The following is a 23,721-nucleotide window of genomic DNA, read 5'->3' on the forward strand; positions in this document are numbered from 1 at the left end:
CTGAGGTTCCTTGACCGTGCCTCTGAGTCGACCTAGCCTCACAACGGGTGAGGGATCGCGTCCTCAGAGATACGGGAGTTGGTGCCATGGGCATCGCGCTGGGGACCGAATCCGTGTTCACGGTCGTGGCCGTGACCGTCACCGTGGTCGTGGCCGTCACCGCGGGGGTGCTGCTCCAACGGCTCCGTGCGGAACGCGAACAGCTCAGGGCGGCGGCCGAGCGTGAGGCCCGGGAGATCCGGGCCACCGCCAAGGAGGAAGTCCAGGAGGTCCGGGCCGACTTGGAGCGGCGTGAGCAGCGGCTCGCCGACCGGGAGTCCCGTATCGACGCCGAATCCGAGCAACTCCACCGGCGTCGCCGCGAACTGGCGGAGGAACGCGAGGAACTGGAGCGCCGCCGCGCCGAGCTCAACCGGCTGGAGGAGGAGCGGCGTGACGTCCTGGAGCGGGTCGCCGCCTACACCGCCGCCGAGGCCCGAGCCGACCTCGTGCGCTCCGCCGAGCAACAGGCCAAGCGTGAGGCGGCGTTGATCGTCCGCGACATCGAGCGGGCCGCCCGCGACCGCGGCGAGGAACGCGCCCGGCGGATCGTCGCCGGGGTGATCCAGCGCGTGGCGACCGAGCAGACCGCCGAGTCCGTGGTCTCGGTGCTCCAACTGCCGGGCGACGAGATGAAGGGCCGGATCATCGGCCGCGAGGGCCGCAACATCCGTGCCTTCGAGGCCATCACGGGGGTCAACCTCATCATCGACGACACCCCCGAGGCGGTGCTGCTCTCCTGCTTCGACCCGGTGCGCCGGGAGGTCGCCAGGCTCGCCCTCGACGCGCTCGTCACCGACGGCCGCATCCACCCGCACCGCATCGAGGAGGTGTACGAGCGCAAGCAGGCCGAGGTCGAGCAGCTCTGCGTACGCCACGGCGAGGACGCGCTCACCGAGATCGGCATCACCGAGATGCACCCCGAACTGGTCACGCTGCTCGGGCGGCTGCGCTACCGCACCTCCTACGGCCAGAACGTGCTCGGCCACCTCCTGGAGTCCGCGCACATCGCGGGCATGATGGCCGCCGAACTCGGCATCGACCCGGTCGTGGTGAAGCGCGGCACGCTGCTGCACGACATCGGCAAGGCCCTCACCCACGAGGTCGAGGGCAGCCACGCCATCATCGGCGCGGACCTGGCGCGGCGGCACGGCGAGTCCGAGGACGTCGTCCACTCCATCGAGGCCCACCACAACGAGGTCGCCCCCCGGACCGTCGAGGCGGTCCTCACCCAGGCCGCCGACGGCATCTCCGGGGGCCGTCCCGGCGCGCGGCGCGAGTCCCTGGAGAGCTACGTCCGCCGGCTCAAGCGCCTGGAGCAGATCGCCGCCGCGCACACGGGCGTGGCCAAGGTCTTCGCCATGCAGGCTGGACGCGAGGTCCGGGTCATGGTGCACCCGGAGGACGTCGACGACATCCAGGCGCAGGTCATCGCCCGCGACGTGGCCAAGCAGGTCGAGGAGGAACTCACCTACCCCGGCCAGATCCGCATCACCGTCGTCCGGGAGTCCCGCGCAACGGAGTTCGCCCGCTGAGCCCGTCAGTGGGCGACGCGGTCCTGGACGGGGCTCGGAGGGCCGCCGCGGGCGAGGTCGGCGTAGGCGTACAGCTCGGTCGGGCGGCAGCCGGTCATCACCGTCACCAGGTGGCCGTCCGGGCGGATCAGCAGCACGCTGTGCGCCGTGGACCCCGGATAGGCCTCCGCCACGAGCAGTTCCGCCCGGGTGGGCAGGGCCGCCACCGCCTTGGCCAGCCGGGGCATCAGGCCCGCGGTGAGCCAGTGCCGGCTCTCCCACACACCGGTGCCCGGCGCGACGAGGACGACCAGCAGGTCACGCCCGAGGCGTTCGTACAGCCGCGCCTTGGAGCCGTCCAGTGCCGTGACCGGCACGTCGACGACCGCACCGCCCGGGGGAGTGGCACAGGACCCCAGCAGCGGCGATGGCGCGGCCGCCGAGGAGGCCGAGGCCGCCGCCCCCGCCCCGCGGGGGGCGGGAAGGGCGAGCGGTGAGCGGGCGTAGACCGGCGGCGCGCCGAGCGGGCCGCGGCCGAGGTGGCCGTCGGTGAGCAGTTCGGCATACCGCCGGGCCGAGCCGGACAGCACGGAGCGCCGTACCGTGTGCCAGACTCCGCTCGCCCGCAGCAGCGGCAGCACCTGGTCGGTGGCCCGCAGCCGGGCGCCCACCGCGCCGCGCCGCTCGGCCTGGTAGCTGTCGAGAAGGGTGTCCGAGGCCCCGTGGTGCCAGGCCAGGGAGAGCTTCCAGGCGAGGTTGTCGGCGTCGCGCAGGCCCTCCTCCAGGCCCTGCGCGCCCAGCGCGCCCATGAGGTGCGCCGCGTCGCCGGCCAGGAAGACGCGTCCGGCGCGCCAGCGCCGGGCCAGCCGCTGGTGCACCGGGTACTCGGCGGAGCCCAGCAGCTCGTACGACGGAACGCTTCCGCACCAGGCCGTGAGGGTGCCGCGGATGCGCGAGACGAGTTCGTCGGAGGTGAGCGGCTCACCGCGCGCGGGCAGCAGCCAGTCCAGCCGCCACACTCCGTCCGGCAGCGGACGGGCCGTCACCTCCAGGCCCGCGCCCGGCCCCGGCGGCTCGCGGTGCAGCAGCGCCACGCCCTCGTCCGGCAGTGCGACCCGCAGGGCGGCGACGGCGTGCCGGTCGACGGCCGTGCGGCCGGGGAAGCGCACCCCCAGCAGCTTGCGCACGGTGGAGCGCGGGCCGTCGCAGCCGATCAGGTAGCTCCCGCGCCACCAGGTGGCGTTGGCGCCCTTGGTGCGGACGCTGACCCCGCGCTCGTCCGGCTCCACAGAGTCGACGCGCGCCCCCGGGACGATCCGTGCCAGCGCCTGCTCGGCGAGGGCCCCGCGCAGCCCGTGCTCCAGGCGTTCCTGCCCGATGTGCAGCGGGGAGGGCCCCTGACCGCCGGAGGCGCGGTCTCCGAACTCCACGCGGACGGTCTCCTGCCGTCGGCGCAGCGTCCGCCACGCGTCCCAGGTGGCGCCGGACTCGTAGAGCCTTCGATGGCCCAGCCGGACCAGCAGCCCGGCGGTCTCGGGACTCAGGACGGCCGTGCGTTCCGCGGAGAGTGCGGGCGCGTGGTCGTGCTCGTCCAGGACGATGCTCGGCACGTCGTGCCGGGCCAGGCAGAGCGCGAGGGCGAGCCCGACCGGACCCGCCCCCGCGATGATCACCGGGTCCACTGCGCGGTCCCGGGAAGTTGTGCAGTCACATTGCGTATGCAACCTACTGCGCGTGCGTGCGTCAAGTGACGACACCTGCCGCGCGGCGGCGCGCCTGGCGCACCGTCACTCCGCGGCGGCCTCCACCGCCTTGATGTCGCCGGCCTTCGGCGGCGCGCCCTTGCGGCTGCGGCGGCCCCGCCGCTCGATCCAGTTGGCCAGCGCGCTGAGCGCCAGGCACATCAGGATGTAGATCGGCGCCACGATGATGATCATCGGGATGAAGGGGAAGCCCGCGCTGTTCTTCGCGATGAGGTTGCCGGTGTAGAGCAGCTCCTCGTACGTGATGATGTAGCCGAGCGAGGTGTCCTTCAGGGTGACCACCAGCTGGCTGATGATCGACGGCAGCATGGCCCGGGTCGCCTGCGGGATCAGCACGAAGACCATGACCTGCGTCTTGCGCAGCCCGATCGCGTACGCCGCCTCCCGCTGCCCCTTCGGTACGGCGTTGATGCCGGCCCGGAAGATCTCGGCCTGCACCGAGCCGTTGTAGAGGGTCAGGCCGATCACCAGCGCCCACAGCGGGGCGGAGGTGAAGACGCCGACGTACAGCGCGAAGATCATGATCAGCAGCGGCATCGCGCGGAAGAACTCCACGACGACGGTCGCCACCCAGCGCACCGGGGCGTGGTCCGACAGCCGGCCCGCCGCCAGCGCCGCGCCCAGCACCAGCGAGAAGACCGCGGCGAGCGCGAACGCCTTCAGCGTGGCGAGCAGGCCGTCGACGATGCGCTGCTGGATATCGGTGTACTGGAAGGGCTCCCAGAGGTACGAGGCGAACTGCCCCGACTCGTCGAGCCGCCGGTAGACGAACCAGAGCAGGACGAGGATCGCCAGGGCGGCGACCGCGCCGACGACCCGGTTGCGGATCCTGGCCCGGGGGCCGGGCGCGTCGAAGAGGACGTTCGCGCTCATCGGGCCACCGCCAGCCGGTTCTCGAGCAGTCGGAAGACCGCGCTGATGAAGAGGGTGATGATCAGGTAGGCGAGCGCCACCCAGATGAAGATCGCGAAGATGTTGTAGCCCTCCTCGCCGAGCGTCTTCTGGACACTGAACAGCTCGAAGACGCTGAAGCCACCGGCGATCGCGGAGTTCTTGGTGAGCGCGATCAGCAGGCTGCCGATGGGCGGCAGCACCGTCCGGGTGGCCTGCGGCAGGATGATCAGCCGCAAGGTCTGGGTGAAGGTCATCCCGAGGCTGCGGGCGGCCTCGGCCTGCCCGAGCGGGACGGTGTTGATGCCCGAGCGCACGGCCTCGCAGATGAAGGCCGAGGTGTAGCAGCTCAGGGCCAGCACCGCGAGCCGGAAGAAGCTCCAGGTGTTCAGCCCCAGCCGGGGCAGCACCAGCGCCGCGATGAAGAAGAGCAGGGTCAGCGGGGTGTTGCGCAGCAGCGTCACCCACGCGGTGCCGAAGGCACGCAGGGGCGGAACCGGGGACACCCGGAACGCGGCCATGATCACCCCGAGCACCAGGGCGATCGCCCCGCTGAGCGCGGTCAGCTCCACCGTGCCGAGGAACCCCTCGCGGAAGAGCGCGAAGTTGTCCAGCAGTACGTTCATCGATTCTCCGAAAGGGGTGCGCCGACGGCCGCTCCAGGCCGCCGGCGCATCAGGCTCGGGCTGTGCCGGGGAAGGGGGTCGGGACCCGGGTCAGGCCGGGTCCCGACCGCTTCAGGACTGGAGCTGCGGAATCTCGGCGCTCACGCCGGACTTGCCGAGCGTGGCGTCGTACGCCTTCTTCCAGTCGCCGTTGTCCTCGTGGTTCTTCAGGGCGTTGGTGATCGCGTCCTGCAGCACCTTGTCGTCCTTGAGCAGGCCCACGCCGTAGGGCTCCTCGGAGAACGGCTTGCCGACGACCTCGAGGTTGGCCGGGTCCTGAGCGGCGTAGCCCTTGAGGATGGCGTCGTCCGTGGTCACCGCGTCCACCTGGCCGGAGGCGAGGTTCTGCACGCACAGCGAGTACGAGTCGTACTCGACCGGCTCGGCGCCGTAGCCGCCGTCCTTGATGCGCTGGATGGAGGTGGAGCCGGTCGCCGAGCAGACCTTCTTGCCCTTGAGGTCGTCCGTGCTCTTGATGTTGCTGCCCTTCTTGACCAGGAGGTCCTGGCCCGCGACGAAGTACGGGCCGGCGAAGGAGACGGACTTCTTGCGCTCGTCGTTGATGGTGTAGGTGCCGACGTAGTAGTCGACCTGGCCGCCGGAGAGGGCGGTCTCGCGGTTGGCCGACTGGATCGTCTTGAACTCGATCTTGCTCTCGTCGAAGCCGAGGTCGGCGGCGATCATCTTGGCGATCTCGATGTCGAAGCCGGAGTACTTCTTGCTGCCGGGGTCCTGGTAACCCAGGTTCGGCTGGTCGGCCTTGACGCCGATGACGAGCTTGCCGTTCTTCTTGATCCGGTCCCAGGTCTTGGAGCCGGCCAGGTCCACACCGGTCTTGACGGTGTAGCTGGGCAGCTCGGCGGTGGCCGCGCTGCTGGACCCGTCCTTGTCAGGGGTGCCGGAGGAGGAGGGCGAGCCCTCCTTGCCGCACGCGGTGGCGGTGGCGGTCAGCGCCAGGACGGCCAGAGCGGCGGCGGCAGTGGTACGGAACCTCATCGTGATCATCCTTAGGTCGGCGAACCGTCGGTGTCGCTCTCAGTGGTGAAGGATCTTCGAAAGGAAGTCCTTGGCCCGGTCGCTCCGGGGATTGCTGAAGAACTGGTCGGGCGTCGCCTGCTCGACGATCCGTCCGTCCGCCATGAAGACGACGCGATTGGCGGCGGACCGGGCGAAGCCCATCTCATGGGTGACGACAACCATCGTCATCCCGTCGCGTGCGAGCTGCTGCATGACCTCCAGCACCTCGTTGATCATTTCCGGGTCGAGCGCCGAGGTCGGCTCGTCGAAGAGCATGACCTTCGGTTCCATCGCCAGCGCCCGGGCGATGGCCACGCGCTGCTGCTGGCCTCCGGAAAGCTGTGCCGGGTACTTGTCCGCCTGACTGCCCACGCCCACCCGGTCCAGCAGGGCGCGCGCGCGGTCCTCGGCGGCCTTCTTCCCGGCCTTGCGCACCTTGACCTGGCCGAGCGTGACGTTCTCCAGGACCGTCTTGTGCGCGAAGAGGTTGAACGACTGGAAGACCATGCCGACGTCGGCGCGCAGCCGGGCCAGCTCCCTGCCCTCCTGGGGCAGCGGCTTCCCGTCGATCGTGATCAGACCGGAGTCGATCGTCTCCAGGCGGTTGACGGCCCGGCACAGCGTGGACTTGCCCGACCCCGAGGGGCCGATGACGACCACGACCTCGCCGCGGCCGATGCTGAGGTTGATGTCCTGGAGCACGTGCAGCGCGCCGAAGTGCTTGTTCACGTCCTTCAGCACGACCAGGTCGTCGGCCGCCGGAGCGGCGTCCTCGGTCACCGGGACTTCGGTCATCGGCGTGTGCTCCATCCTCGTCGGTTGACCAGACCTTGGTGATCACCCTATTGACGCTTGGCAAACCGAGTCAGTACATCTGAGGGGAACTTGAGCATTACGATCCGGTCACCGACTGGCGCAAATCCGGCACCGTGGGTGAGCCCGGCCGGTTGTGCAGCGTACCGGCTCCGTAACAGTCGCCACACAGGGCCGGGCTGCGCTTGACGCGCGGGCGGCCCATCGGCGTGTATTCCGTGGTAGAGCACGCCGTGGGGGCGTGCGGGGCCGAGCCGTGGGAGGTGAACGGATGAGACTGCTGCTCGTGGAGGACGACCACCGGGTCGCCGCCGCGCTGTCGGCCGTGCTGGCCAAGCACGGGCTGCAGGTCACCCACGCCCGCAGCGGCGAGGAGGCGCTGCACGCGCTGCTGCCCGACCACGGTCCCGGCTTCGACGTGGTCCTGCTCGACCTCGGCCTGCCCGACCAGGACGGCTTCGAGGTGTGCAGCCGCATCCGGCTGCGCACCGCCACCCCCGTGATCATGGTGACGGCCCGCGCCGACGTGCGCTCCCGCATCCACGGCCTCAACCTCGGCGCCGACGACTATGTGGTGAAGCCGTACGACACCGGGGAGCTGCTCGCCCGCATCCACGCCGTCTGCCGCCGCAAGGCGCAGGAGGCGCCCGCGGGGCCCGAGGCCGAGGGTGCGGAGGCCGACGGCGGCGTCATCGCCCTCGGGCAGGTCCGGGTGGAGCTGGAGACCCGCAAGGTCACCGTCGGCGACGAGCCGGTCGCGCTGACCCGCAAGGAGTTCGACCTGCTCGCGATGCTCGCGCAGCGGCCCGGAGTGGTCTTCCGCCGTGAACAGATCATCAGTGAGGTGTGGCGGACGAGTTGGGAGGGGACCGGACGCACCCTTGAGGTGCATGTGGCGTCCTTGCGGTCCAAACTGCGCCTGCCGTCCCTGATCGAGACCGTGCGCGGGGTCGGTTACCGCCTCGTCGTGCCCTCCGGCTAGGAGGCCGTCGCTCCGTGCATACCCGGCTGCTGCCACTGCTCATCGTGCTGATGGCCGGTGTGCTGCTGGCCCTCGGCTTCCCGCTCGCCGCCAGCCTGGCCGCCACCCAGCAGCAGCGGGTCGTCGTGGACCGCATCGACGACACCGCGCGCTTCGCCGCGCTGGCGCAGTACGTGAGCACCGACGGCGGCGGTGAACGGGAGAGCACGCTGAGGACGGAGCTGCTGCAGTACCAGAAGGTGTACGGCATCAGGGCCGGCGTCTTCGACCGCGACGGCCATCCGATCGCCTCGGCCCCGAAGGGCTGGAAGCTGCCCACCGGCGGTGAGGCCTTCGCCGCGTACAGCGAGGCCCTCGCCGGGCGGCGCAGCCACGACCCCAAGCAGATCTGGCCCTGGCAGGACCGCTCGCTGCCGGTCGCCTCCCCGGTCGTCCGGGACGGCGACGTCGTCGCGGTCGTGCTCACCGACTCGCCCACCGGTGCCATGCGCTCGCGCATCCTGCGCGGCTGGCTGCTGCTGGCGGCCGGTGAACTGGCCGCCATGATCGTGGCCGTCATGGCCGCCTTCCGGCTCACCGGCTGGGTGCTGCGCCCGGTCCGGGTGCTGGACCGGGTCACCCACGACATCGCCACCGGCCGCATGAAGTCCCGGGTGGCGGTGTCCGGTGGACCGCCCGAACTGCGGCGCCTGGCGCGGTCGTTCAATGAGATGGCCGACAACGTCGAAGAGGTCCTCGACCAGCAGCGGGCCTTCGTCGCCGACGCCTCCCACCAGTTGCGCAACCCGCTGTCCGCGCTGCTGCTGCGGATCGAGCTGCTGGGCCTGGAACTGCCCGACGGGCACGAGGAGATCGCCTCGGTCCGGGAGGAGGGCAAGCGCCTGGCCTCGGTCCTGGACGACCTGCTGGGCCTCGCCACCGCCGAGCACGCGGAGGCCAACCTCGCCCTCACCGACATCGCCGCCCTCGCCGCGGAACGCGTCGAGGCGTGGCGGCCGGTCGCCGAGCGCGACGGCGTGGAGCTCACCTACGGGGGTGCCGCGGCCGTGACCGGCTGGGCGGACCCGGTGGCGCTGTCCAGCGCCCTCGACGCCGTGATCGACAACGCGGTGAAGTTCACCCCGGACGGTGAGTGCGTACGGGTCACCACCGAGCTGCCGGGCCGCCCCGGAGCGATCGACGTGACCGTGGCCGACGGCGGCCCGGGGCTCACGGAGGAGGAACTCGCCCGCATCGGCGACCGCTTCTGGCGCAGCCCGCGCCATCAGAACGTCGACGGCTCGGGCCTCGGACTGTCCATCGCGCGGGTGCTGCTCACCCAGGGCGGCGGCAGCATCGCCTACGCGCCGAACGAGCCGCACGGGCTGCGGGTCACCCTCACGGTGCCGCGTACGGCTCCCTGAGCCCGGGGCCGGCCTGGCGGGCCAGCGGGTTGGAGCCGATCGAGTTGTGGATGCTGAAGTTGACCGCGTCCGAGCGGTAGCGGTCGTCCGACCACTCCACCGGGCGGCCCTTCTGCGTGGTGGTCACCCGGCGTACCCGCAGCAGCGGGCTGCCGCGCCGCACGCCCAGCAGTTCGCTGTCCCGGGTGCCCGCCGCGACCGCGTCGATCAGGTGCTCCCCGTAGGCGAAGACCAGGCCCGTGTCGTCGTACAGCCGCTGGGTGACCGACTCGCAATCCGGCTCTATGCGCAGCACCGCGGGGGCGATCCAGTCGGCGTAGACCGTGCGCTCCACCAGGACGCGCTCGCCGTCCAGTTCGCGCACCCGTAGCACGTACAGCACGTCCGTCCCCGCGCGCAGGTGCAGGCGCGTGGCGTCCTCCGCGGTGGCCGGCCGGATCTCGGTGCGGACCACGGCGCCGGAGGCGGCGCGGCCCATCGCCCGTGCCCACTGGGCGAAACTGCGCAGCTCCGCGAAGCTCTGGCTGCGCCGGCTGGCCAGCACGACACGGCGGGCGCCCTGGCGGGAGCCGATCAGCCCCTCCGCGGTCAGCGCGGCGACGGCCTGACGGACGGTGCCGCGGGAGACGGCGTACCGGGCGGCCAGTTCCGTCTCAGGGGGGAGCAGCGCACCGACCGTGTACTCCTCGTCGTCGATGGCCCGCCGGAGCTCCTCGGCGATCTCCTCGTGCCGCGCCGCCACCGTGCCCCCTTCCGTTCATTCACTGTCTGCGCACAACACCGCTCAGGGTAGACGAGCCGGGCACCGATCGCGCGCATGGGTTCACGGCCCCGGCAGGTGGTCACCGAGTCCTTGGCCGAAAAGGGACGACAGCCCTCTGCGGGCTTGCCGAGGTTTTCCTGCCGTTTACGGAAAGGTCATTGACGCACGGCCTACTGGAGGCCAACTTGTTCGGACAAGTCGAATCGCTCCCGACCTCCCTGGCCTTCAGGACCCGACTTCCCCTCCAGGAGACTTCCGTGCCCGCGTCCCTCCCGAAGGCGGCCGCAGTCGCCGCCGGCCTCGCCGTGACCGCGCTGGCGCTCAGCGCCTGCGGCTCGGCCCCCACCACGCAGACCTCCGCCGACGGCAAGAACGGCAAGAGCGCGGCAACCGCCACCTCCGCCGAGGAATTCGGCGGCATGGACGCCCTGGTCGCCGCCGCCAAGAAGGAGGGCACGCTCAACGCGATCGCCCTTCCCCGCGACTGGGCCAACTACGGCGCGCTGATCGACGGCTTCACCAAGAAGTACGGCATCAAGGTCCAGAACGAGACCCCGGACGCCTCCAGCCAGGACGAGATCAACGCCGTCACCTCCCGCAAGGGCCAGGACCGCGCCCCCGACGTCCTCGACCTCGGCGCGGCGTTCGCGATCAGCGGAGCGCAGCAGGGCCTGTTCGCCCCTTACAAGGTCGCCTCCTACGACGACATCCCGGCCGCCCAGAAGGACGCCCAGGCCCGCTGGTACAACGACTACGGCGGCTACGTCTCCATCGGCTGCGACGCCAAGCGCGTCAAGAACTGCCCGACCACCTTCGCCGACCTGCTCAAGCCCGAGTACAAGGGCCAGGTCGCGCTGAACGGCAACCCGACCAAGTCCGGCTCCGCCTTCGGCGGCGTCTACGCGGCGGCGCTCGCGGGCGGCGGCTCCTTCGACGACATCCAGCCCGGTATCGACTTCTTCGGCAAGCTGAAGAAGAACGGCAACTACAACCCCGTCGAGTCCACCCCGGCCACGGTCGAGAAGGGCGAGACGCCCATCAGCATCGACTGGGACTACCTCAACGCCGGCTACGCCGAGGAGTTCGCGAGCAAGGGCGTGGACTGGAAGGTCTCCGTCCCCAGCGACGGCCAGTACGCCCAGTTCTACGCGCAGGCGATCAACAAGGACGCCCCGCACCCGGCGGCCGCCCGCCTGTGGCAGGAGTACCTGTACAGCGCCGAGGGCCAGAACCTGTGGCTCGCCGGCTTTGCCCGTCCCGTGCTGATGCCCGCCATGGACAAGGCCGGCACCCTCGACAGGACCGCCGCCGCCAAGCTCCCCCCGGTCACCGGCACCCCGTCATTCCCGACCGATGACCAGCAGAACAAGGCCAAGGGCGTGCTGGCCCAGGGCTGGGGCAAGGCCGTCTCCGGATGACCGGCCCGATGACCGCCACCGCGGCGCCCGTCGCCGCCGCTGCCGGGGCAACCGCCCCGGCGCGGCGGCGCTCGGCCGGCTGGCTCGCGGTGCTCCCGCTGCTCGTCTTCGTGGCGATCTGCTTCGGGGCCCCCGCGGTCGCCATGATCAACGGCGCCTTCACCGTCAAGGACCCCGCGACCGGGGCCTCCTCGTACACCACGGCGAACCTGACCACCTCCCTGCAGGGCGCCTACCTGACCGCCCTGTGGGGCAGTGTGAAGCTGTCCGGGCTCTCCGCCGCCATCGGCGCGGTGCTCGGGCTGCTGCTCGCACAGGCCGTGGTGACCTCGCGGTTCCGCGCGCTGCGTGAAGCCGTGCTGACCGCCTCCGGCGTGCTCGCGAACTTCGGCGGGGTGCCGCTGGCCTTCGCCTTCGTGGCGACCCTGGGCAACGCGGGCGTCCTCACCCGCCACCTGGGTCTCGCCGACCACGGCTGGAGCCTCTACAGCTTCTGGGGCCTGGTCATCGTCTACCTCTACTTCCTCATCCCCCTCATGGTGCTCACCGTGACCCCGGCGCTGGAGGGGTTGCGCGTCCAGTGGCGCGAGGCCGCCCAGAACAACGGCGCCACCGCCGGTCAGTACTGGCGACACGTCGCCCTGCCCGTGCTGGCCCCCTCACTCCTCGGCGGCCTGGTACTGCTCTTCGGCAGCGCCTTCGCCGCCTACGCCACCGCCGCGGCGATGGTAGGCAGCTCGGTTCCGCTGATCACCCTGCAGATCGCCGACGCCATTTCCGGCAACGTCCTGGTCGGGCAGGAGAACGTGGCGCTCGCCCTGAGCCTCGACATGATCGTCGTCGCCGGCCTGGTCATGGCGGTCTACCTGCCCCTGCAACGACGGAGCGCGCGATGGCTGGTCTGACGGACACCCGGATCCGGCCCTGGCGCGGCATCGTCCTCGCCGGCGCCGGCCTCTACTTCCTGGTGCCGCTGGCCGCCTCGGTGATCTTCACTGTGGACGTCCCCGGCCAGGGCATCACCTTCGACGCCTACGGGCAGATCCTCAAGGCCGAGGGCTTCACCTCCAGCCTGCTGCTCTCCCTGGAACTCGCGGCCGCCACCATCGCCGTCGTCCTGCTGCTGATGGTCCCCGCCATGGTGGCGCTGCGCCTGTCCGCACCCCGGCTGCGCCCGCTGGTCGAGGTGATCTGCTCACTGCCCCTGGTGGTGCCGCCGATCGCGCTGGTCGCCGGGGTCAGCAGTGTGCTGCGCTGGGGCCCCGAGCACCTGGCCACGACGCCCTTCTTCCAGACTTTCGTGGCCATCCAGAACCCGTCCTTCCCGGTCGTCCTGGTGCTCACCTACGTGGTCATGGCGCTGCCCTTCGTCTACCGGGCGCTGGACGCGGGACTGCGGGCGGTGGACGTCCGCACCCTCGTCGAGGCCGCCCGGTCCTGCGGTGCGAACTGGCCGGCCGCCCTGATCCGGGTGGTGCTGCCGAACCTGCGCGGGGCGCTGCTGAGCGCATCCTTCCTCACTCTCGCCCTCGTGCTCGGCGAGTTCACCGTCGCCCAGCTGCTGGGCTTCCAGCCCTTCGCGGTGTGGATCGTCACGGTCAGCGGCTCGCAGGCACAGCTGTCCGTGGCCGTCTCGGTGCTCAGCCTGCTGGTCACCTGGGTGCTGCTGCTGATCCTGGCCGCCGTCGGCGGACGCCGCCCGACCTCATCCGCCTCCCGGAAGTGACCGACAGATGACCGACACCTCACCCGCCCCGGTCGCCGACGCCGTGACCGCCGCGAGCAGCGGCGCCACCGTCGAGTTCCGGGCCCTGCGCCGATCCTTCGGAACCACCGTCGCACTCGACGGGCTGGACCTCACCGTCCGGCCCGGCGAACTCGTCGCACTGCTCGGCCCGTCCGGGTGCGGCAAGACCACCGCGCTGCGCATGCTCGCCGGCTTCGAGCACCCCGACTCCGGGCAGGTCCTGGTCGACGGCGAGGACGTCACCAGGATCCCCGCGCACCGCCGTGACGCGGGCATGGTCTTCCAGTCGTACAGCCTCTTCCCGCACCTGAGCGCCGCCGACAACGTCGCCTTCGGGCTGCGCATGCGCAAGGTCGGCGCCGCCGAGCGGCGCACTCGTGCCGCCGGACTCCTGGAGCTCGTCGGCCTGCCGGACCACGGGGACCGCTACCCCCACCAGCTGTCGGGCGGCCAGCAGCAGCGCGTGGCCCTCGCCCGCGCCCTGGCGCTGCGCCCGCGCGTACTGCTCCTGGACGAGCCGCTGAGCGCGCTGGACGCCAAGGTGCGCACCACCCTGCGCGAGGAGATCCGCCGCCTCCAGCGCGAACTCGGCATCACCACCCTGTTCGTGACGCACGACCAGGAGGAGGCGCTGTCCATGGCGGACCGCGTCGCCGTCATGAACGCCGGGCGGATGGAGCAGTGCGCCGCTCCCGCCGAGCTGTACGACCGCCCCGCCACCGCCTTCGTCGCCGAGTTCGTCGGCACCAACAGCCGCCTGCCGGGCCGGCTGACCGACGGCGGCCAGGTCGAGGTCCTCGGCCGGCGGCTCCCCGCCCAGGGCGAGGTGCCCGCCGGCACCGAGGTGGACGTCCTCGTACGCCCCGAAGCGGTGCGCGTGACCGCCGACCCCACCGGCGACGCGCGCGTCGTGGCGACCGCCTTCCTCGGCGCCGTCACACGGGTGACCGTGCGACTGGCCGACGGGACCTCCGTCAAGGCCGACCTGGCCAGCTCCGACGCCGCCTCCCTGCCGCCGGGCGCGACCGTCGCCGTCTCCCTGCCCGACCGGCCCGTCCTGGTCACCGCGCGCGCCGTCTGACCCCTGCCGCACCTCCATCCCCCCACACCCCCGACGAAAGAGAGCCCCGTGACCCACCCACCGCACCATCCGCTCCAGGCCGTCCTGTTCGACATGGACGGCACGCTCGTCGACACCGAGGAGCTGTGGTGGGAGGCGGTCGCCGAGGTGGCCGCCGGGCTGGGGCACGTGCTCGGCGACGCGGACGTGACCGAGGTCCTCGGCCGCGCCGTCGAGCACACCGCCGCCCACCTGGCGACCACGACCGGCACGGCGACCGGCGCCGACGAGCTGGCCGCCCACCTGCACCGGGAGTTCGCCGAGCGGGTCCGCGCACGCACGGTCCCCCGCCCCGGCGCGCTGGAGCTGCTGAACGAACTCGCCCGGCACGACATCCCCATCGCCCTGGTCTCGGCGTCCCCGCGCGAGGTCGTGGACGTCGTGCTGGCGGTGCTGGGCCGCGAGCGCTTCGCGGTCTCGCTGACCGCCGACGACACACCCCGCACCAAGCCCGCCCCCGACCCCTACCTCGCCGCCGCCCGCGCCCTCGGCGTGGACCCCGGCGCGTGCGTGGCCGTCGAGGACACCCCGACCGGTGTCGCCTCGGCCGAGGCCGCCGGCTGCCGCGTGCTCGCCGTGCCGTCCCTGACGCCCATCGCCCCCGGCGCCGGTCGTGCGGTGCTCGGCAGCCTGGAACGGGCCGACGTCCTTCTGCTGCGGGCCCTGGTCGCGCGGCCGCCGTCCTTCCTCGTGCCCGCCTTCACCAGCCGCCGCGCCCGCGTCGGGGAGCTGTTCCGCGCCACCGTCGCCGGGCTGCTGCGCGGTGCTCCCGTCACGTACGCCAAGTCCTCGGGCCCCGGCTGGGCGCGGGTCTGCGCCGACGGCACGGTCACCGGCACCCCCGACGCGCCCGGCGACGCGCAGGTCCGCGTCACCGCCACGGACGCCGACGGACGCTCCGCCACCGTCACCGTGCGTGTGCCGGTCGTCGCGGCGGACGAGCCCATGGTGCGGCACCTGCGCGTCATGAGCTGGAACCTGTGGCTCGGCGGCAGCCGCGTCGACGACCACCGCGACAAGCAACTGCGTGTACTGCTGGACGCCGACGTGGACGTCGTCGGCCTTCAGGAGACGCGGACGCACTCCGCGAAGGAACTCGCCGAGGCACTGGGCTGGGAGCACCACCAGGCGGGCGACAACCTCGGCGTCATCAGCCGCTACCCGATCGCCTCCCGCCACGGCCTGCCCGCGAGCCCGTTCTACGGCGGCCTCGGCGCCACCATCCGGCTCGACGAGGGCCGCGACGTCACGCTGTGGAGCGCGCACCTCAACTACACCCCGTACGGCCCCTACGACGCCCTTCACGACCGGCAGCCGGTCGAGGTGCTCGTCGAGCACGAGGCCGCCTCGGGACGCCTGGAGCAGTTCCGGGACATCCTGCACGACATGGCCGATGACCTCGCCGCCCGCGACACCACCCCGGTCGTCCTCGTCGGCGACTTCAACGTCCCCTCGCACCTGGACTGGACGGCCGAGGCGGCGCCCCTGCACGGCGGGTACGGTCCCGTGCCCTGGCCGGTCACCCTCGCCGCCGAGGCCGCCGGGCTGCGCGACTCCTACCGCGAGGCCCACCCGGACCCCGTGCGCGACCCCGGCACCACCTGGTCACCGGTCAACCCCGAGCCCGAGCCGCAGGACCGGATCGACTACGTCCTGTACGCCGGGCGGGCCCTGCGCGTGCTGGACTCCACGACCCTGGTCACCGGGGAGCACCGTCCCGGACCGCATGTGGCGGGCAACGACTGGCCCTCCGACCACGCGGCCGTGGTCACCACGTTCGCCTGGTCCTGAACAGGCGGGCCCGTGCGACCGGTCCGGTGGCACGGGCTCAGCGGCACTCCTCCATGCTCTCGAACTCCGGCGGCCGCTGATCCGCCAGCTCCTGCGGGGTCAGCGGCTTGAGGTGCTTCTTGTACGAGTCCCGCCAGGCGCCGGAGGAGATCTGCTCCTTGATGGCGCCGCATATGGCGTGCTTCAGCGCGGGCTCGTCCTTGTGCAGCCCCACGCCGTACGCCTCGCTGCCGAACGGCGCTCCCAGCAGGCGCAGTCGCTTGCTGTGCTGCGCCCGGTAGCCGGCCAGGATGATGTCGTCCGTCGACACGGCGTCGACCCGGCCGGCGAGCAGTTCGTCGACGCACAGACCGTACGAGGCCAGCTGCTCGGTCTTTATCAACGGGTACTGCTTGCGCAGCCGTTCGGCGGGCGTCGAGTCGGTGACCGTGCAGACCTTGTGGCCGAACAGGTCCTGCGTGCCGTGGACGGGGGATTCGTCGCGCACGAGGAAGTCCTGCGCGGCCTGGTAGTAGGGACCGGCGAAGTCGACCTGCTTCTTGCGCTCATCGGTGATCGAGTAGCTGGCCACTATCAGGTCGACCTGCCCGGTGCCCAGCCGGTACTCGCGGGACTGGGTGTTGACGACCGCGAACCGGACCTCCTTGAAGCCCAGTTTGCGGGCGATCGCCCAGGCCAGGTCGATGTCGAAGCCCTCGTAGCCGCCCTTGGCCGTGGCCGAGGCCTCGCTGAGGCCGGGCTGGTCCTCCTTGACGCCCACGAGCAGGTAGCCGCGTGTCCGGGCCGCCTGGATGGTCTGCGAGTCGGAGAGGTCCGGCCCGGCGTCGCGCGACCGGTCGAAGACGAACCAGCCGCACGCGGCCAGGACCGCGAGGGCGACCCCGCCCGCCGCAAGCGTGTACCAGCGCCGCCGGGAGGGGCGCGGGTGCGGGGGCCGCGGATCCCGCGGCGGGGTCACGGAGTCGGGAACCTGCCGTATGCTGACGCCGGACCCGTCCGTCCGCGTGGCGTCGGGGTCGTAGTCCGGGTGGACGCCCACCGGGAACTGCGGGGTCTCCTGCGCCACGTGCTGCAGCAACTGCTCGGCGCGCTCCGCCGACAGGCGCGCCCCCGGCTCCTTGACCAGCAGCCCGTCGATCAGCGGGCGCAGTGGCCCCGCGTGCGCCGTCGGCGGCGGTTCCGCCGTGCGGACGGCCTCCAGTACCTCGTACGGCGTCGGCCCGCGGAACGGGGCCCGGCCCTCGACCATCTCGTAGAGCGTGACGCCCAGCGACCACAGGTCGGCGGCGGGCGTCGGGGTGAGCCGGCCGGCCAGCTCCGGCGCCAGATACTGCGGGGTGCCGACGGTCTCGTGCATCCGCGTCACCTGGGCGGCGCCCTCGAAGGTCGCGATCCCGAAGTCCATGAGCACCGCCCGCCCGTCGCGGCGGAACAGGATGTTGTGCGGCTTCACGTCGCGGTGCAGCACCCCGGCGGCGTGCACCGCGCGCAGCCCGCGCAGCACCTCCAGACCGATCCGCGCCGCCTGCAGCGCCGGGATCCGGCCCCGCTCGCGCAACTGGTCCGCCAGCGAGTGCGGGTTGACCTGCTCCATGACGATCCAGACCTGGCCGTCGGCCTCGATCACGTCGTGCACGGCGACCACGTGCTCGTGCCCGATCCGGGCGATGGCCTGCGCCTCCCGGCGCGCCCGCTCCACCCACTGGGCCTGGGTCTCCGGGTCCAGCGCGCCGCGGAACAGCAGTTCCTTGACGGCGACCTGACGGCCGAGCCGGTTGTCGTGCGCCTCCCACACCACGCCCATGCCGCCGCGCCCCAGTTGCCGGCGCAGCTCGTAGCGGCCGTCGACGAGGGTGTGCGGCATACCCCCAGAACTCATGCGTGTGCCCCCATCGGTACGTGGTCCGCTACAGGTTAGGGGGCTCTGACGGGGATGCACATCGTCCCCGGGACGCGAGATGATCTCATGTCGGGCGGAATGGTCCGTACCGGTCCCGGGGACGTTCTAGGGCTTCACGGACCGGTAGTAGCGTTCGGCGCCCGCGTGCAGCGGCAACGGGTCGGTGAAGACCGCCGTCCGCAGGTCCATCAGCTGGGCGGCGTGCACCTCCTGACCGATCCGGTCACGGCTGTCGATCACCGTGCGGGTGACGCGCTCCACCAGCCCGGTGTCCGTCCGGTCCGTCGTGATCAGCAGGTTGGCCACGGCGATCGTCTGCACCGCTTCGCGGCCCCGGACCATCGGGTACGCGTCCGCCGGCATGACCGCCTGCCGGTAGAACGTCGACTCCCCGCTCTCGGCGTGCAGCCGGGCCACCAGGTCGCCGAGCTGGACCAGCTTCACGTCGGTGGTCTCCGCAAGGTTGGCGATGGTCTTGGTCGGCAGTCCGCCCGACCAGAAGAAGGCGTCCAGTTTCCCCTGGCGCAGCATCTCCGGCGCCCGGTCGATGCCCACCGTGCGGCGCCGCACGTCGCCGGGCTTCCCGAGGCCCGCCGCCTCGAGAAGCCGCTGCGTTATCAGGTTCACCCCGGAGCTGGGCTGGCCGATCCCCACCCGCAGCCCGCGCAGGTCCTTCGCCGACCGCACGGGGGAGTCGGCGGGTACCACAAGCTGCATGTAGTCGTCGTACAGCCGGGCGCAGGCGCGCAGCCGCTCCGCGCCCGGGCCGTCGTAGTCGGCGACGGCGTCGGCCGCGGCGATCGCGAAGTCGGCCTTGCCGGTCGCGACCCGCCGGACGTTGTCCACGGACCCCTCGGACCGCACCAGGCGCACCGGCACCCCCGGCAGGCCGGTGTGCAGGTAGGGCTGGAGCCGCTTGCCGTACGTGTCGTACACGCCGTTGCGCACACCGGTGGCGATGTCGATCCGGTCCTTCGGGTACGACGGCCCCTTGGAGGGCAGCACCCACCACAGCAGCAGCGCGACCGCCGCCGCCACCGCCAGCACGGCCTGCACGGCCCTGCCTCTGCCGATCCGGGAGAGCTCCATCCCCGCGATAGTGCCAGTCCCCCCGTCGCACTGGCCAGCGCCGTCCCGCCGGCCCGGCCCACCGCCGGTGCGGACCAGCCCCACGGGGAACACCCCTGCCGCCGACCCCGGGATACCAGCACCGCCCGGCATCGACCCGGTACCGGCCGTGCGTACCCCCCGTGTGCTGCCCGGCGGGTACGCGGGTAAGGACACCCTGCTGCTGGGCACCCACTTCCCGCCGCCCGCAGCCGCCCGCCACAAGGGCGGGCGGGGGCACGGGCGCGCGCGGCGCGCCCTTACCCTGGATGGGTGCAGCGTGAAGAGCAGGGTGTGAAGAGCTACGAGATCCGCACCTACGGGTGCCAGATGAACGTCCACGACTCCGAGCGGCTGGCAGGCCTCCTGGAGGCGGCCGGCTACGTCCGCGCGCCCAAGGGCGAGGACGGCTCGGTGTCCGCAGATGTTGTCGTCTTCAACACCTGCGCGGTCCGCGAGAACGCCGACAACCGCCTCTACGGCAACCTCGGCCGCCTGGCCCCGCAGAAGGCCGCCCGGCCGGGCATGCAGATCGCCGTCGGCGGCTGCCTGGCGCAGAAGGACCGGGACACGATCGTCAAGAAGGCCCCCTGGGTCGACGTCGTCTTCGGCACCCACAACATCGGCAGCCTCCCGGTGCTGCTGGAGCGCGCCCGGATCGCCGAAGAGGCGCAGGTCGAGATCGCCGAGTCGCTGGAGACCTTCCCGTCCACGCTGCCGACCCGGCGCGAGTCGGCCTACGCGGCGTGGGTGTCGATCTCGGTCGGCTGCAACAACACCTGCACCTTCTGCATCGTCCCCGCGCTGCGCGGCAAGGAGAAGGACCGCCGCCCCGGCGACATCCTCGCCGAGGTCGAGGCGCTGGTCGCCGAGGGCGTCATCGAGGTCACCCTGCTCGGCCAGAACGTCAACGCCTACGGCTCCGACATCGGCGACCGCGAGGCCTTCAGCAAGCTGCTGCGCGCCTGCGGGAAGATCGACGGCCTGGAGCGGGTCCGCTTCACCTCGCCCCACCCGCGAGACTTCACCGACGACGTGATCGCGGCCATGGCCGAGACGCCGAACGTGATGCACCAGCTGCACATGCCGCTGCAGTCCGGCTCCGACACGGTGCTGCGCGCGATGCGCCGCTCCTACCGGCAGGACCGTTACCTCGGGATCATCGAGAAGGTGCGCGCGGCCATGCCCGACGCCGCCATCTCCACCGACATCATCGTGGGCTTCCCCGGCGAGACCGACGAGGACTTCGAGCAGACGCTGCACGTGGTGCGCGAGGCGCGCTTCGCGCAGGCCTTCACCTTCCAGTACTCCAAGCGCCCTGGCACGCCGGCCGCCGAGATGGAGGGGCAGGTGCCGAAGGCGGTCGTCCAGGAGCGCTACGAGCGGCTGGTCGCGCTCCAGGAGGAGATCTCCTGGGCCGAGAACAAGAAGCAGGTCGGCCGCACCCTGGAGGTGCTGGTCGCCGAGGGAGAGGGCCGCAAGGACGAGGCCACGCACCGCCTGTCCGGCCGCGCCCCCGACAACCGCCTGGTGCACTTCGCGCCGCCCGCCGAGCCGGTCCGCCCCGGCGACGTGGTCATGGCACGGATCAGCTACGCCGCGCCGCACCACCTGCTCGCCGAGGACCCGGCCTTCGGCGTCCGCCGCACTCCCGCGGGCGACGCCTGGGAGCGCCGCACCTCGGCCGCGGCGGCCAGACCCGCGGGTGTCATGCTGGGCCTGCCGACGATCGGCGCGCCCGTGCCGGCCCCGGCGGCGGCCGCACCGGGATGCGGCTGCGACTGACCGGCGCGGGTCCGTGAGGACCGCGAAAACGAGGGGGGACGCAGGTGGCTCGTTGGGGGCTGTTCGCCGAGGAGACCGTGGGCAGCGGCGACGCCAGGCGCTGGGAGTTCGAACTCCTCGGTCACGCCGACGGCACGCGGCAGGAGGCGTTGCGGAAGCTGGAGGAGGCGGCGCTGGCCTACCGGCCGAGCAAGCCCTTCAGCATCCGGCGCAGCCGGCTGTACCGCTCGGGAGAGGGGTTCGTACAGGTCAACGAGGGTGTCACCACGACCTACATCTGCCGCTTCACGGTCGCCGAGCTGGTGCGGGACAGCAAGGACCCGAAGGTCGCCGCCACGGCCGAGCCCTGGGACCGCGTGCCCGAGGGCTTCTGAGACGACGGACGGTAGGGTTCCGATCATGCTGGTCGCCGCCGCCGTCTGCCCCTGTCCGCCGCTGCTCGTGCCCGACGTCGCCTCGGGGGCGGCGCCGGAACTGGACCCGCTGCGTGCCGCCTGCGCGGACGCGCTGGCCGTGCTGGCCGCCGCGCGCCCCGATCTGCTGGTCGTGGTGGGCGCCGCGGACTCCGCGCACGTCTGGGAGGGCGGCGGTACGGGCTCGCTGCGCCCGTACGGTGTGAACCTGACGGTGCGGCTCGGCGACGGCAGCGACCCCGAGCCCCTGGCCCCGTCGCTGACGCTGGCGGGCTGGCTCCTGACGCGGGCCGGCTCCACCGCGCCCCTGCACGCCTGCGCGGTGCCGGCGCATGCGCCGGCCGGCCGGATGCTGGAGCTGGGACGGGGCCTGGCGGAACTCGCCGACCGGGTGGCGCTGCTGGTCATGGGCGACGGCAGCACCTGCCGGACGCTCAAGGCGCCCGGCTACCTCGACGAGCGCGCCGAGCCCTTCGACGCCTCCGTGGCGCGCGCCCTGGCCGCCGCCGACACCGGGGCGCTGGCGGCCCTGGACGCGGGGCTCGCGACCGAACTGGGGGCGGCCGGACGCGCCCCCTGGCAGGTGCTGTCCGGTGCCGCCGACGGCGCCGGGCTCGGCGGGCAACTCCTCTACGACCAGGCGCCCTATGGTGTCGGCTACTTCGTGGCGGCCTGGTCATAGGACCCGTCGGGTCCGGCCGGCCGGGTGGGACGTCTTCAGGCCGTGTCCTTGGAGCCGCTGTCCTTGAGGTGCTCCATGGCGCCCTTCGTCTTGTCCACGCCCTTGTGGATCTTCCCGCTGTACTTGTGCTTGGTCTTCTCGTCCACCGTGTGCGCGACCTTGTCCAGCCGGGAGCCGATCGCCTCGCCGTGCTGCTCCATGAAGCCGCCGGCCTTGGCGCTCGCCCTGGCCCTGGCGTGCTCGGCCTTGGCCTTCAGCGTGTCCTTGAAGCTCATGCGTCACCGTCTCCCATGGATGCCTTTTGCTAGAAATGACCCTTTTCTTGTAACGATCTTACTCGTCCACGGGTGAATCCGCGCCGCCGGAATTTGCGAAACTGTGCACGTGAGAAACGACGTCCCCCACGTGATCGCCGTCGTCGGCCCCACCGCGGCCGGCAAGTCCGACCTCGGAGTCGCCCTTGCCCAGGCCCTCGACGGGGAGGTGATCAACGCCGATTCCATGCAGCTGTACCGCGGCATGGACATCGGCACCGCCAAGCTCGGCGAGGACGAGCGGCAGGGAGTGCCGCACCACCTGCTCGACATATGGGACGTCACCCAGGCCGCCAGCGTCGCCGAGTACCAGCGTCTCGCCCGCGCCGAGATCGACCGGCTGCTGGCCGCCGGGCGCACCCCCGTGCTCGTCGGCGGCTCGGGGCTCTACGTGCGCGCCGCCATCGACGCCCTGGAGTTCCCCGGCACCGACCCGGAGGTGCGCGCCCGGCTGGAGGCGGAGCTCGGCGCGCTCGGCTCGGGGCCGCTGCACGCCCGTCTGGCCGCCGTGGACCCGGAGGCGGCCCGCGCGATCCTGCCCAGCAACGGCCGGCGGATCGTCCGCGCGCTGGAGGTCGTGGAGATCACCGGCCGCCCCTTCACCGCCAACCTGCCCGGGCACGACTCCGTGTACGACACCGTCCAGATCGGCGTCGACGTGCCCCGCCCGGAACTCGACGAACGGATCACGCTGCGGGTCGACCGCATGTGGGAGGCCGGACTGGTCGGCGAGGTGGCCGCCCTTGAGACGGCCGGCCTGCGCGAGGGACGCACGGCCTCCCGGGCCCTCGGCTACCAGCAGGTGCTGGCCGCGCTCGCCGGGGAGTGCACGGACGCGGAGGCGCGCGCCGAGACCGTCCGCGCCACCAAACGTTTCGCGCGCCGTCAGGACTCGTGGTTCCGCCGGGACCGCCGGGTGCACTGGCTGGCGGGCCGCGGACAGGAACTGGCCGGCCAGGCGCTCGCCCTTCTCGGCCCGTCCGGTCGGGCGGTCACAGCCTGATCACGTGATGGCATCGGGACGCCCCAGCGGCACTTGACGCCGCTTCGAGCGTGACATCATCGAGCATCGAAGCTACGGTGTCGGACTTCTTGGGAGGGCGCGTGGCGATGGAAGCCGGCCCTCGCAATGGACCACAGCCGGAACACACCGAGCGCGCCTCCGGCGAGGAGCTCGAGCAGCGCGACCGGCTCGTCGTGGACGGCCCCCTGGAGGACCCGCTGGACGAGCAGACCCTCGCGGAGGAGCAGCAGTCCTTCCGTGAGCTGCGTCCCGAGCGGCGCCTGCGCGCGTGGCAGCTCGCCCCGATCGTGGCCCTCGGTGTGCTCGGCTCGCTGATGTTCGCCTTCCCGCTGGCCTTCGAGACCGGCGACGGCGGCGCGGTCGTCGCGATGCTCGGCCTCCTGCTGGGCTGCTGCTCCGCGGGCTGGGGGATCATGGCCGCCCGCCGGGTCGGCTACACCTGGCCGGGGCTGCCGGCCCGCGGCTCCGGCCGCCGCCCGGACTGGCGTTTCGTGGCGCTGTACGCGGCGATCACGGTGGTGATGGCGCTGCTCGCCTTCTGGCGGGTCGCCCGTCTGCGCTGACCCGTAG

The 23,721-nt window shown here is 72.1% G+C and carries 22 protein-coding genes; 13 read left to right on the forward strand and 9 right to left on the reverse strand.

The window, feature by feature from the left end; translation table 11 throughout:
- Positions 1 to 86: 86 nt before the first annotated feature.
- Positions 87 to 1,574 (forward strand): ribonuclease Y, encoded by a 1,488-nt coding sequence (gene rny / locus AC3EUJ_RS26265; protein WP_431965449.1) that lies wholly within the window; start codon positions 87 to 89, stop codon positions 1,572 to 1,574.
- A gap of 5 nt (positions 1,575 to 1,579) precedes the next feature.
- On the opposite strand, the gene AC3EUJ_RS26270 is transcribed toward rny, so the two are convergent.
- The 5 genes from AC3EUJ_RS26270 to AC3EUJ_RS26290 form a co-directional block, all read right to left on the reverse strand.
- Positions 1,580 to 3,235, reverse strand: coding sequence for an FAD-dependent monooxygenase (locus AC3EUJ_RS26270; protein ID WP_431965451.1), 1,656 nt, complete (start codon positions 3,233 to 3,235; stop codon positions 1,580 to 1,582).
- Between the two features lie 105 nt (positions 3,236 to 3,340).
- Positions 3,341 to 4,189 carry an amino acid ABC transporter permease gene (locus AC3EUJ_RS26275; protein WP_431965453.1) on the reverse strand — a complete coding sequence of 283 codons (849 nt, stop codon included), beginning with the start codon at positions 4,187 to 4,189 and terminating at the stop codon, positions 3,341 to 3,343.
- On the reverse strand, positions 4,186 to 4,833 hold the full coding sequence (locus tag AC3EUJ_RS26280; RefSeq protein WP_431965455.1) for an amino acid ABC transporter permease: 648 nt from the start codon (positions 4,831 to 4,833) through the stop codon (positions 4,186 to 4,188). The genes AC3EUJ_RS26275 and AC3EUJ_RS26280 overlap by 4 nt, the downstream gene beginning before the upstream one ends.
- Positions 4,834 to 4,944: 111 nt before the next feature.
- Entirely contained in the window at positions 4,945 to 5,868 is a 924-nt protein-coding gene (locus AC3EUJ_RS26285) for a glutamate ABC transporter substrate-binding protein (protein ID WP_431965457.1), read from the reverse strand.
- A gap of 39 nt (positions 5,869 to 5,907) precedes the next feature.
- Positions 5,908 to 6,684: an amino acid ABC transporter ATP-binding protein gene (locus tag AC3EUJ_RS26290; protein ID WP_431965459.1), complete on the reverse strand. Its 777-nt coding sequence runs from the start codon at positions 6,682 to 6,684 to the stop codon at positions 5,908 to 5,910.
- A 289-nt stretch (positions 6,685 to 6,973) separates the two neighbouring features.
- Here AC3EUJ_RS26290 and AC3EUJ_RS26295 point away from each other — a divergent pair, with 289 nt between their 5' ends.
- Positions 6,974 to 7,684, forward strand: a complete 711-nt coding sequence (locus AC3EUJ_RS26295; RefSeq protein WP_431965461.1) for a response regulator transcription factor — start codon at positions 6,974 to 6,976, stop codon at positions 7,682 to 7,684.
- Between the two features lie 14 nt (positions 7,685 to 7,698).
- Positions 7,699 to 9,087: a sensor histidine kinase gene (locus AC3EUJ_RS26300; RefSeq protein WP_431965463.1), complete on the forward strand. Its 1,389-nt coding sequence runs from the start codon at positions 7,699 to 7,701 to the stop codon at positions 9,085 to 9,087.
- Here the strand turns inward: AC3EUJ_RS26300 and AC3EUJ_RS26305 are convergent.
- The gene (locus AC3EUJ_RS26305; RefSeq protein ID WP_431965465.1) at positions 9,062 to 9,829 is read right to left on the reverse strand and encodes a GntR family transcriptional regulator; all 768 of its coding nucleotides are present in this window, start codon (positions 9,827 to 9,829) and stop codon (positions 9,062 to 9,064) included. The genes AC3EUJ_RS26300 and AC3EUJ_RS26305 overlap by 26 nt on opposite strands.
- A 278-nt stretch (positions 9,830 to 10,107) precedes the next feature.
- On the opposite strand from AC3EUJ_RS26305, the gene AC3EUJ_RS26310 reads away from it, so the two are divergent.
- From AC3EUJ_RS26310 to AC3EUJ_RS26330, 5 genes are read left to right on the forward strand one after another with little or no spacing between them, the layout of a single operon-like run.
- A complete protein-coding gene (locus AC3EUJ_RS26310) occupies positions 10,108 to 11,268 on the forward strand; it encodes an ABC transporter substrate-binding protein (protein WP_431965467.1) in 1,161 nt (386 codons plus the stop codon).
- 8 nt (positions 11,269 to 11,276) lie between these two features.
- Positions 11,277 to 12,173 carry an ABC transporter permease gene (locus AC3EUJ_RS26315; RefSeq protein WP_431965469.1) on the forward strand — a complete coding sequence of 299 codons (897 nt, stop codon included), beginning with the start codon at positions 11,277 to 11,279 and terminating at the stop codon, positions 12,171 to 12,173.
- Positions 12,161 to 12,994, forward strand: a complete 834-nt coding sequence (locus AC3EUJ_RS26320) for an ABC transporter permease (RefSeq protein WP_431965471.1) — start codon at positions 12,161 to 12,163, stop codon at positions 12,992 to 12,994. Before AC3EUJ_RS26315 ends, AC3EUJ_RS26320 begins: the two co-directional genes overlap by 13 nt.
- Before the next feature lie 7 nt (positions 12,995 to 13,001).
- Positions 13,002 to 14,096 carry an ABC transporter ATP-binding protein gene (locus AC3EUJ_RS26325; RefSeq protein ID WP_431965473.1) on the forward strand — a complete coding sequence of 365 codons (1,095 nt, stop codon included), beginning with the start codon at positions 13,002 to 13,004 and terminating at the stop codon, positions 14,094 to 14,096.
- Positions 14,097 to 14,144: 48 nt separating this feature from the next.
- Positions 14,145 to 15,926: an HAD-IA family hydrolase gene (locus tag AC3EUJ_RS26330; protein ID WP_431965475.1), complete on the forward strand. Its 1,782-nt coding sequence runs from the start codon at positions 14,145 to 14,147 to the stop codon at positions 15,924 to 15,926.
- A gap of 37 nt (positions 15,927 to 15,963) precedes the next feature.
- Here AC3EUJ_RS26330 and AC3EUJ_RS26335 read toward each other — a convergent pair whose 3' ends face one another.
- The gene (locus tag AC3EUJ_RS26335; protein ID WP_431965477.1) at positions 15,964 to 17,805 is read right to left on the reverse strand and encodes a bifunctional serine/threonine-protein kinase/glutamate ABC transporter substrate-binding protein; all 1,842 of its coding nucleotides are present in this window, start codon (positions 17,803 to 17,805) and stop codon (positions 15,964 to 15,966) included.
- 126 nt (positions 17,806 to 17,931) lie between these two features.
- Entirely contained in the window at positions 17,932 to 18,915 is a 984-nt protein-coding gene (locus AC3EUJ_RS26340) for a TAXI family TRAP transporter solute-binding subunit (RefSeq protein ID WP_431965479.1), read from the reverse strand.
- 312 nt (positions 18,916 to 19,227) lie between these two features.
- Between AC3EUJ_RS26340 and miaB the strand changes: the two genes are divergently transcribed.
- Genes miaB through AC3EUJ_RS26355 form a run of 3 tightly spaced genes read left to right on the forward strand, consistent with a single transcriptional unit; the run spans position 19,228 to position 21,813 of the window.
- Entirely contained in the window at positions 19,228 to 20,718 is a 1,491-nt protein-coding gene (gene miaB, locus AC3EUJ_RS26345) for a tRNA (N6-isopentenyl adenosine(37)-C2)-methylthiotransferase MiaB (protein ID WP_431965503.1), read from the forward strand.
- 44 nt (positions 20,719 to 20,762) lie between these two features.
- Positions 20,763 to 21,092, forward strand: coding sequence for a hypothetical protein (locus AC3EUJ_RS26350; protein WP_431965481.1), 330 nt, complete (start codon positions 20,763 to 20,765; stop codon positions 21,090 to 21,092).
- 25 nt (positions 21,093 to 21,117) lie between these two features.
- Positions 21,118 to 21,813, forward strand: a complete 696-nt coding sequence (locus AC3EUJ_RS26355; protein ID WP_431965483.1) for a class III extradiol ring-cleavage dioxygenase family protein — start codon at positions 21,118 to 21,120, stop codon at positions 21,811 to 21,813.
- Between the two features lie 35 nt (positions 21,814 to 21,848).
- Here AC3EUJ_RS26355 and AC3EUJ_RS26360 read toward each other — a convergent pair whose 3' ends face one another.
- Complete coding sequence (locus AC3EUJ_RS26360) at positions 21,849 to 22,088, reverse strand: antitoxin (protein WP_431965485.1); 240 nt, start codon at positions 22,086 to 22,088, stop codon at positions 21,849 to 21,851.
- A gap of 103 nt (positions 22,089 to 22,191) precedes the next feature.
- On the opposite strand from AC3EUJ_RS26360, the gene miaA reads away from it, so the two are divergent.
- On the forward strand, positions 22,192 to 23,130 hold the full coding sequence (gene miaA, locus AC3EUJ_RS26365; protein ID WP_431965487.1) for a tRNA (adenosine(37)-N6)-dimethylallyltransferase MiaA: 939 nt from the start codon (positions 22,192 to 22,194) through the stop codon (positions 23,128 to 23,130).
- Positions 23,131 to 23,237: 107 nt separating this feature from the next.
- Complete coding sequence (locus AC3EUJ_RS26370; RefSeq protein ID WP_431965505.1) at positions 23,238 to 23,714, forward strand: hypothetical protein; 477 nt, start codon at positions 23,238 to 23,240, stop codon at positions 23,712 to 23,714.
- The last annotated feature ends 7 nt before the right edge of the window (positions 23,715 to 23,721 follow it).

Source organism: Actinacidiphila sp. bgisy160 (assembly GCF_057707815.1).

Excerpts from the sequence above, each read along its gene's own strand:
- rny (WP_431965449.1), top strand. The coding sequence starts at position 87 with ATGGGCATCGCGCTGGGGACCGAATCCGTGTTCACGGTCGTGGCCGTG.
- AC3EUJ_RS26275 (WP_431965453.1), bottom strand. The coding sequence starts at position 4,189 with ATGAGCGCGAACGTCCTCTTCGACGCGCCCGGCCCCCGGGCCAGGATC.
- AC3EUJ_RS26280 (WP_431965455.1), bottom strand. The coding sequence starts at position 4,833 with ATGAACGTACTGCTGGACAACTTCGCGCTCTTCCGCGAGGGGTTCCTC.
- AC3EUJ_RS26285 (WP_431965457.1), bottom strand. The coding sequence starts at position 5,868 with ATGAGGTTCCGTACCACTGCCGCCGCCGCTCTGGCCGTCCTGGCGCTG.
- AC3EUJ_RS26290 (WP_431965459.1), bottom strand. The coding sequence starts at position 6,684 with ATGACCGAAGTCCCGGTGACCGAGGACGCCGCTCCGGCGGCCGACGAC.
- AC3EUJ_RS26295 (WP_431965461.1), top strand. The coding sequence starts at position 6,974 with ATGAGACTGCTGCTCGTGGAGGACGACCACCGGGTCGCCGCCGCGCTG.
- AC3EUJ_RS26315 (WP_431965469.1), top strand. The coding sequence starts at position 11,277 with ATGACCGCCACCGCGGCGCCCGTCGCCGCCGCTGCCGGGGCAACCGCC.
- AC3EUJ_RS26320 (WP_431965471.1), top strand. The coding sequence starts at position 12,161 with ATGGCTGGTCTGACGGACACCCGGATCCGGCCCTGGCGCGGCATCGTC.
- AC3EUJ_RS26325 (WP_431965473.1), top strand. The coding sequence starts at position 13,002 with ATGACCGACACCTCACCCGCCCCGGTCGCCGACGCCGTGACCGCCGCG.
- AC3EUJ_RS26335 (WP_431965477.1), bottom strand. The coding sequence starts at position 17,805 with ATGAGTTCTGGGGGTATGCCGCACACCCTCGTCGACGGCCGCTACGAG.
- AC3EUJ_RS26340 (WP_431965479.1), bottom strand. The coding sequence starts at position 18,915 with ATGGAGCTCTCCCGGATCGGCAGAGGCAGGGCCGTGCAGGCCGTGCTG.
- AC3EUJ_RS26355 (WP_431965483.1), top strand. The coding sequence starts at position 21,118 with ATGCTGGTCGCCGCCGCCGTCTGCCCCTGTCCGCCGCTGCTCGTGCCC.
- AC3EUJ_RS26360 (WP_431965485.1), bottom strand. The coding sequence starts at position 22,088 with ATGAGCTTCAAGGACACGCTGAAGGCCAAGGCCGAGCACGCCAGGGCC.
- AC3EUJ_RS26370 (WP_431965505.1), top strand. The coding sequence starts at position 23,238 with ATGGAAGCCGGCCCTCGCAATGGACCACAGCCGGAACACACCGAGCGC.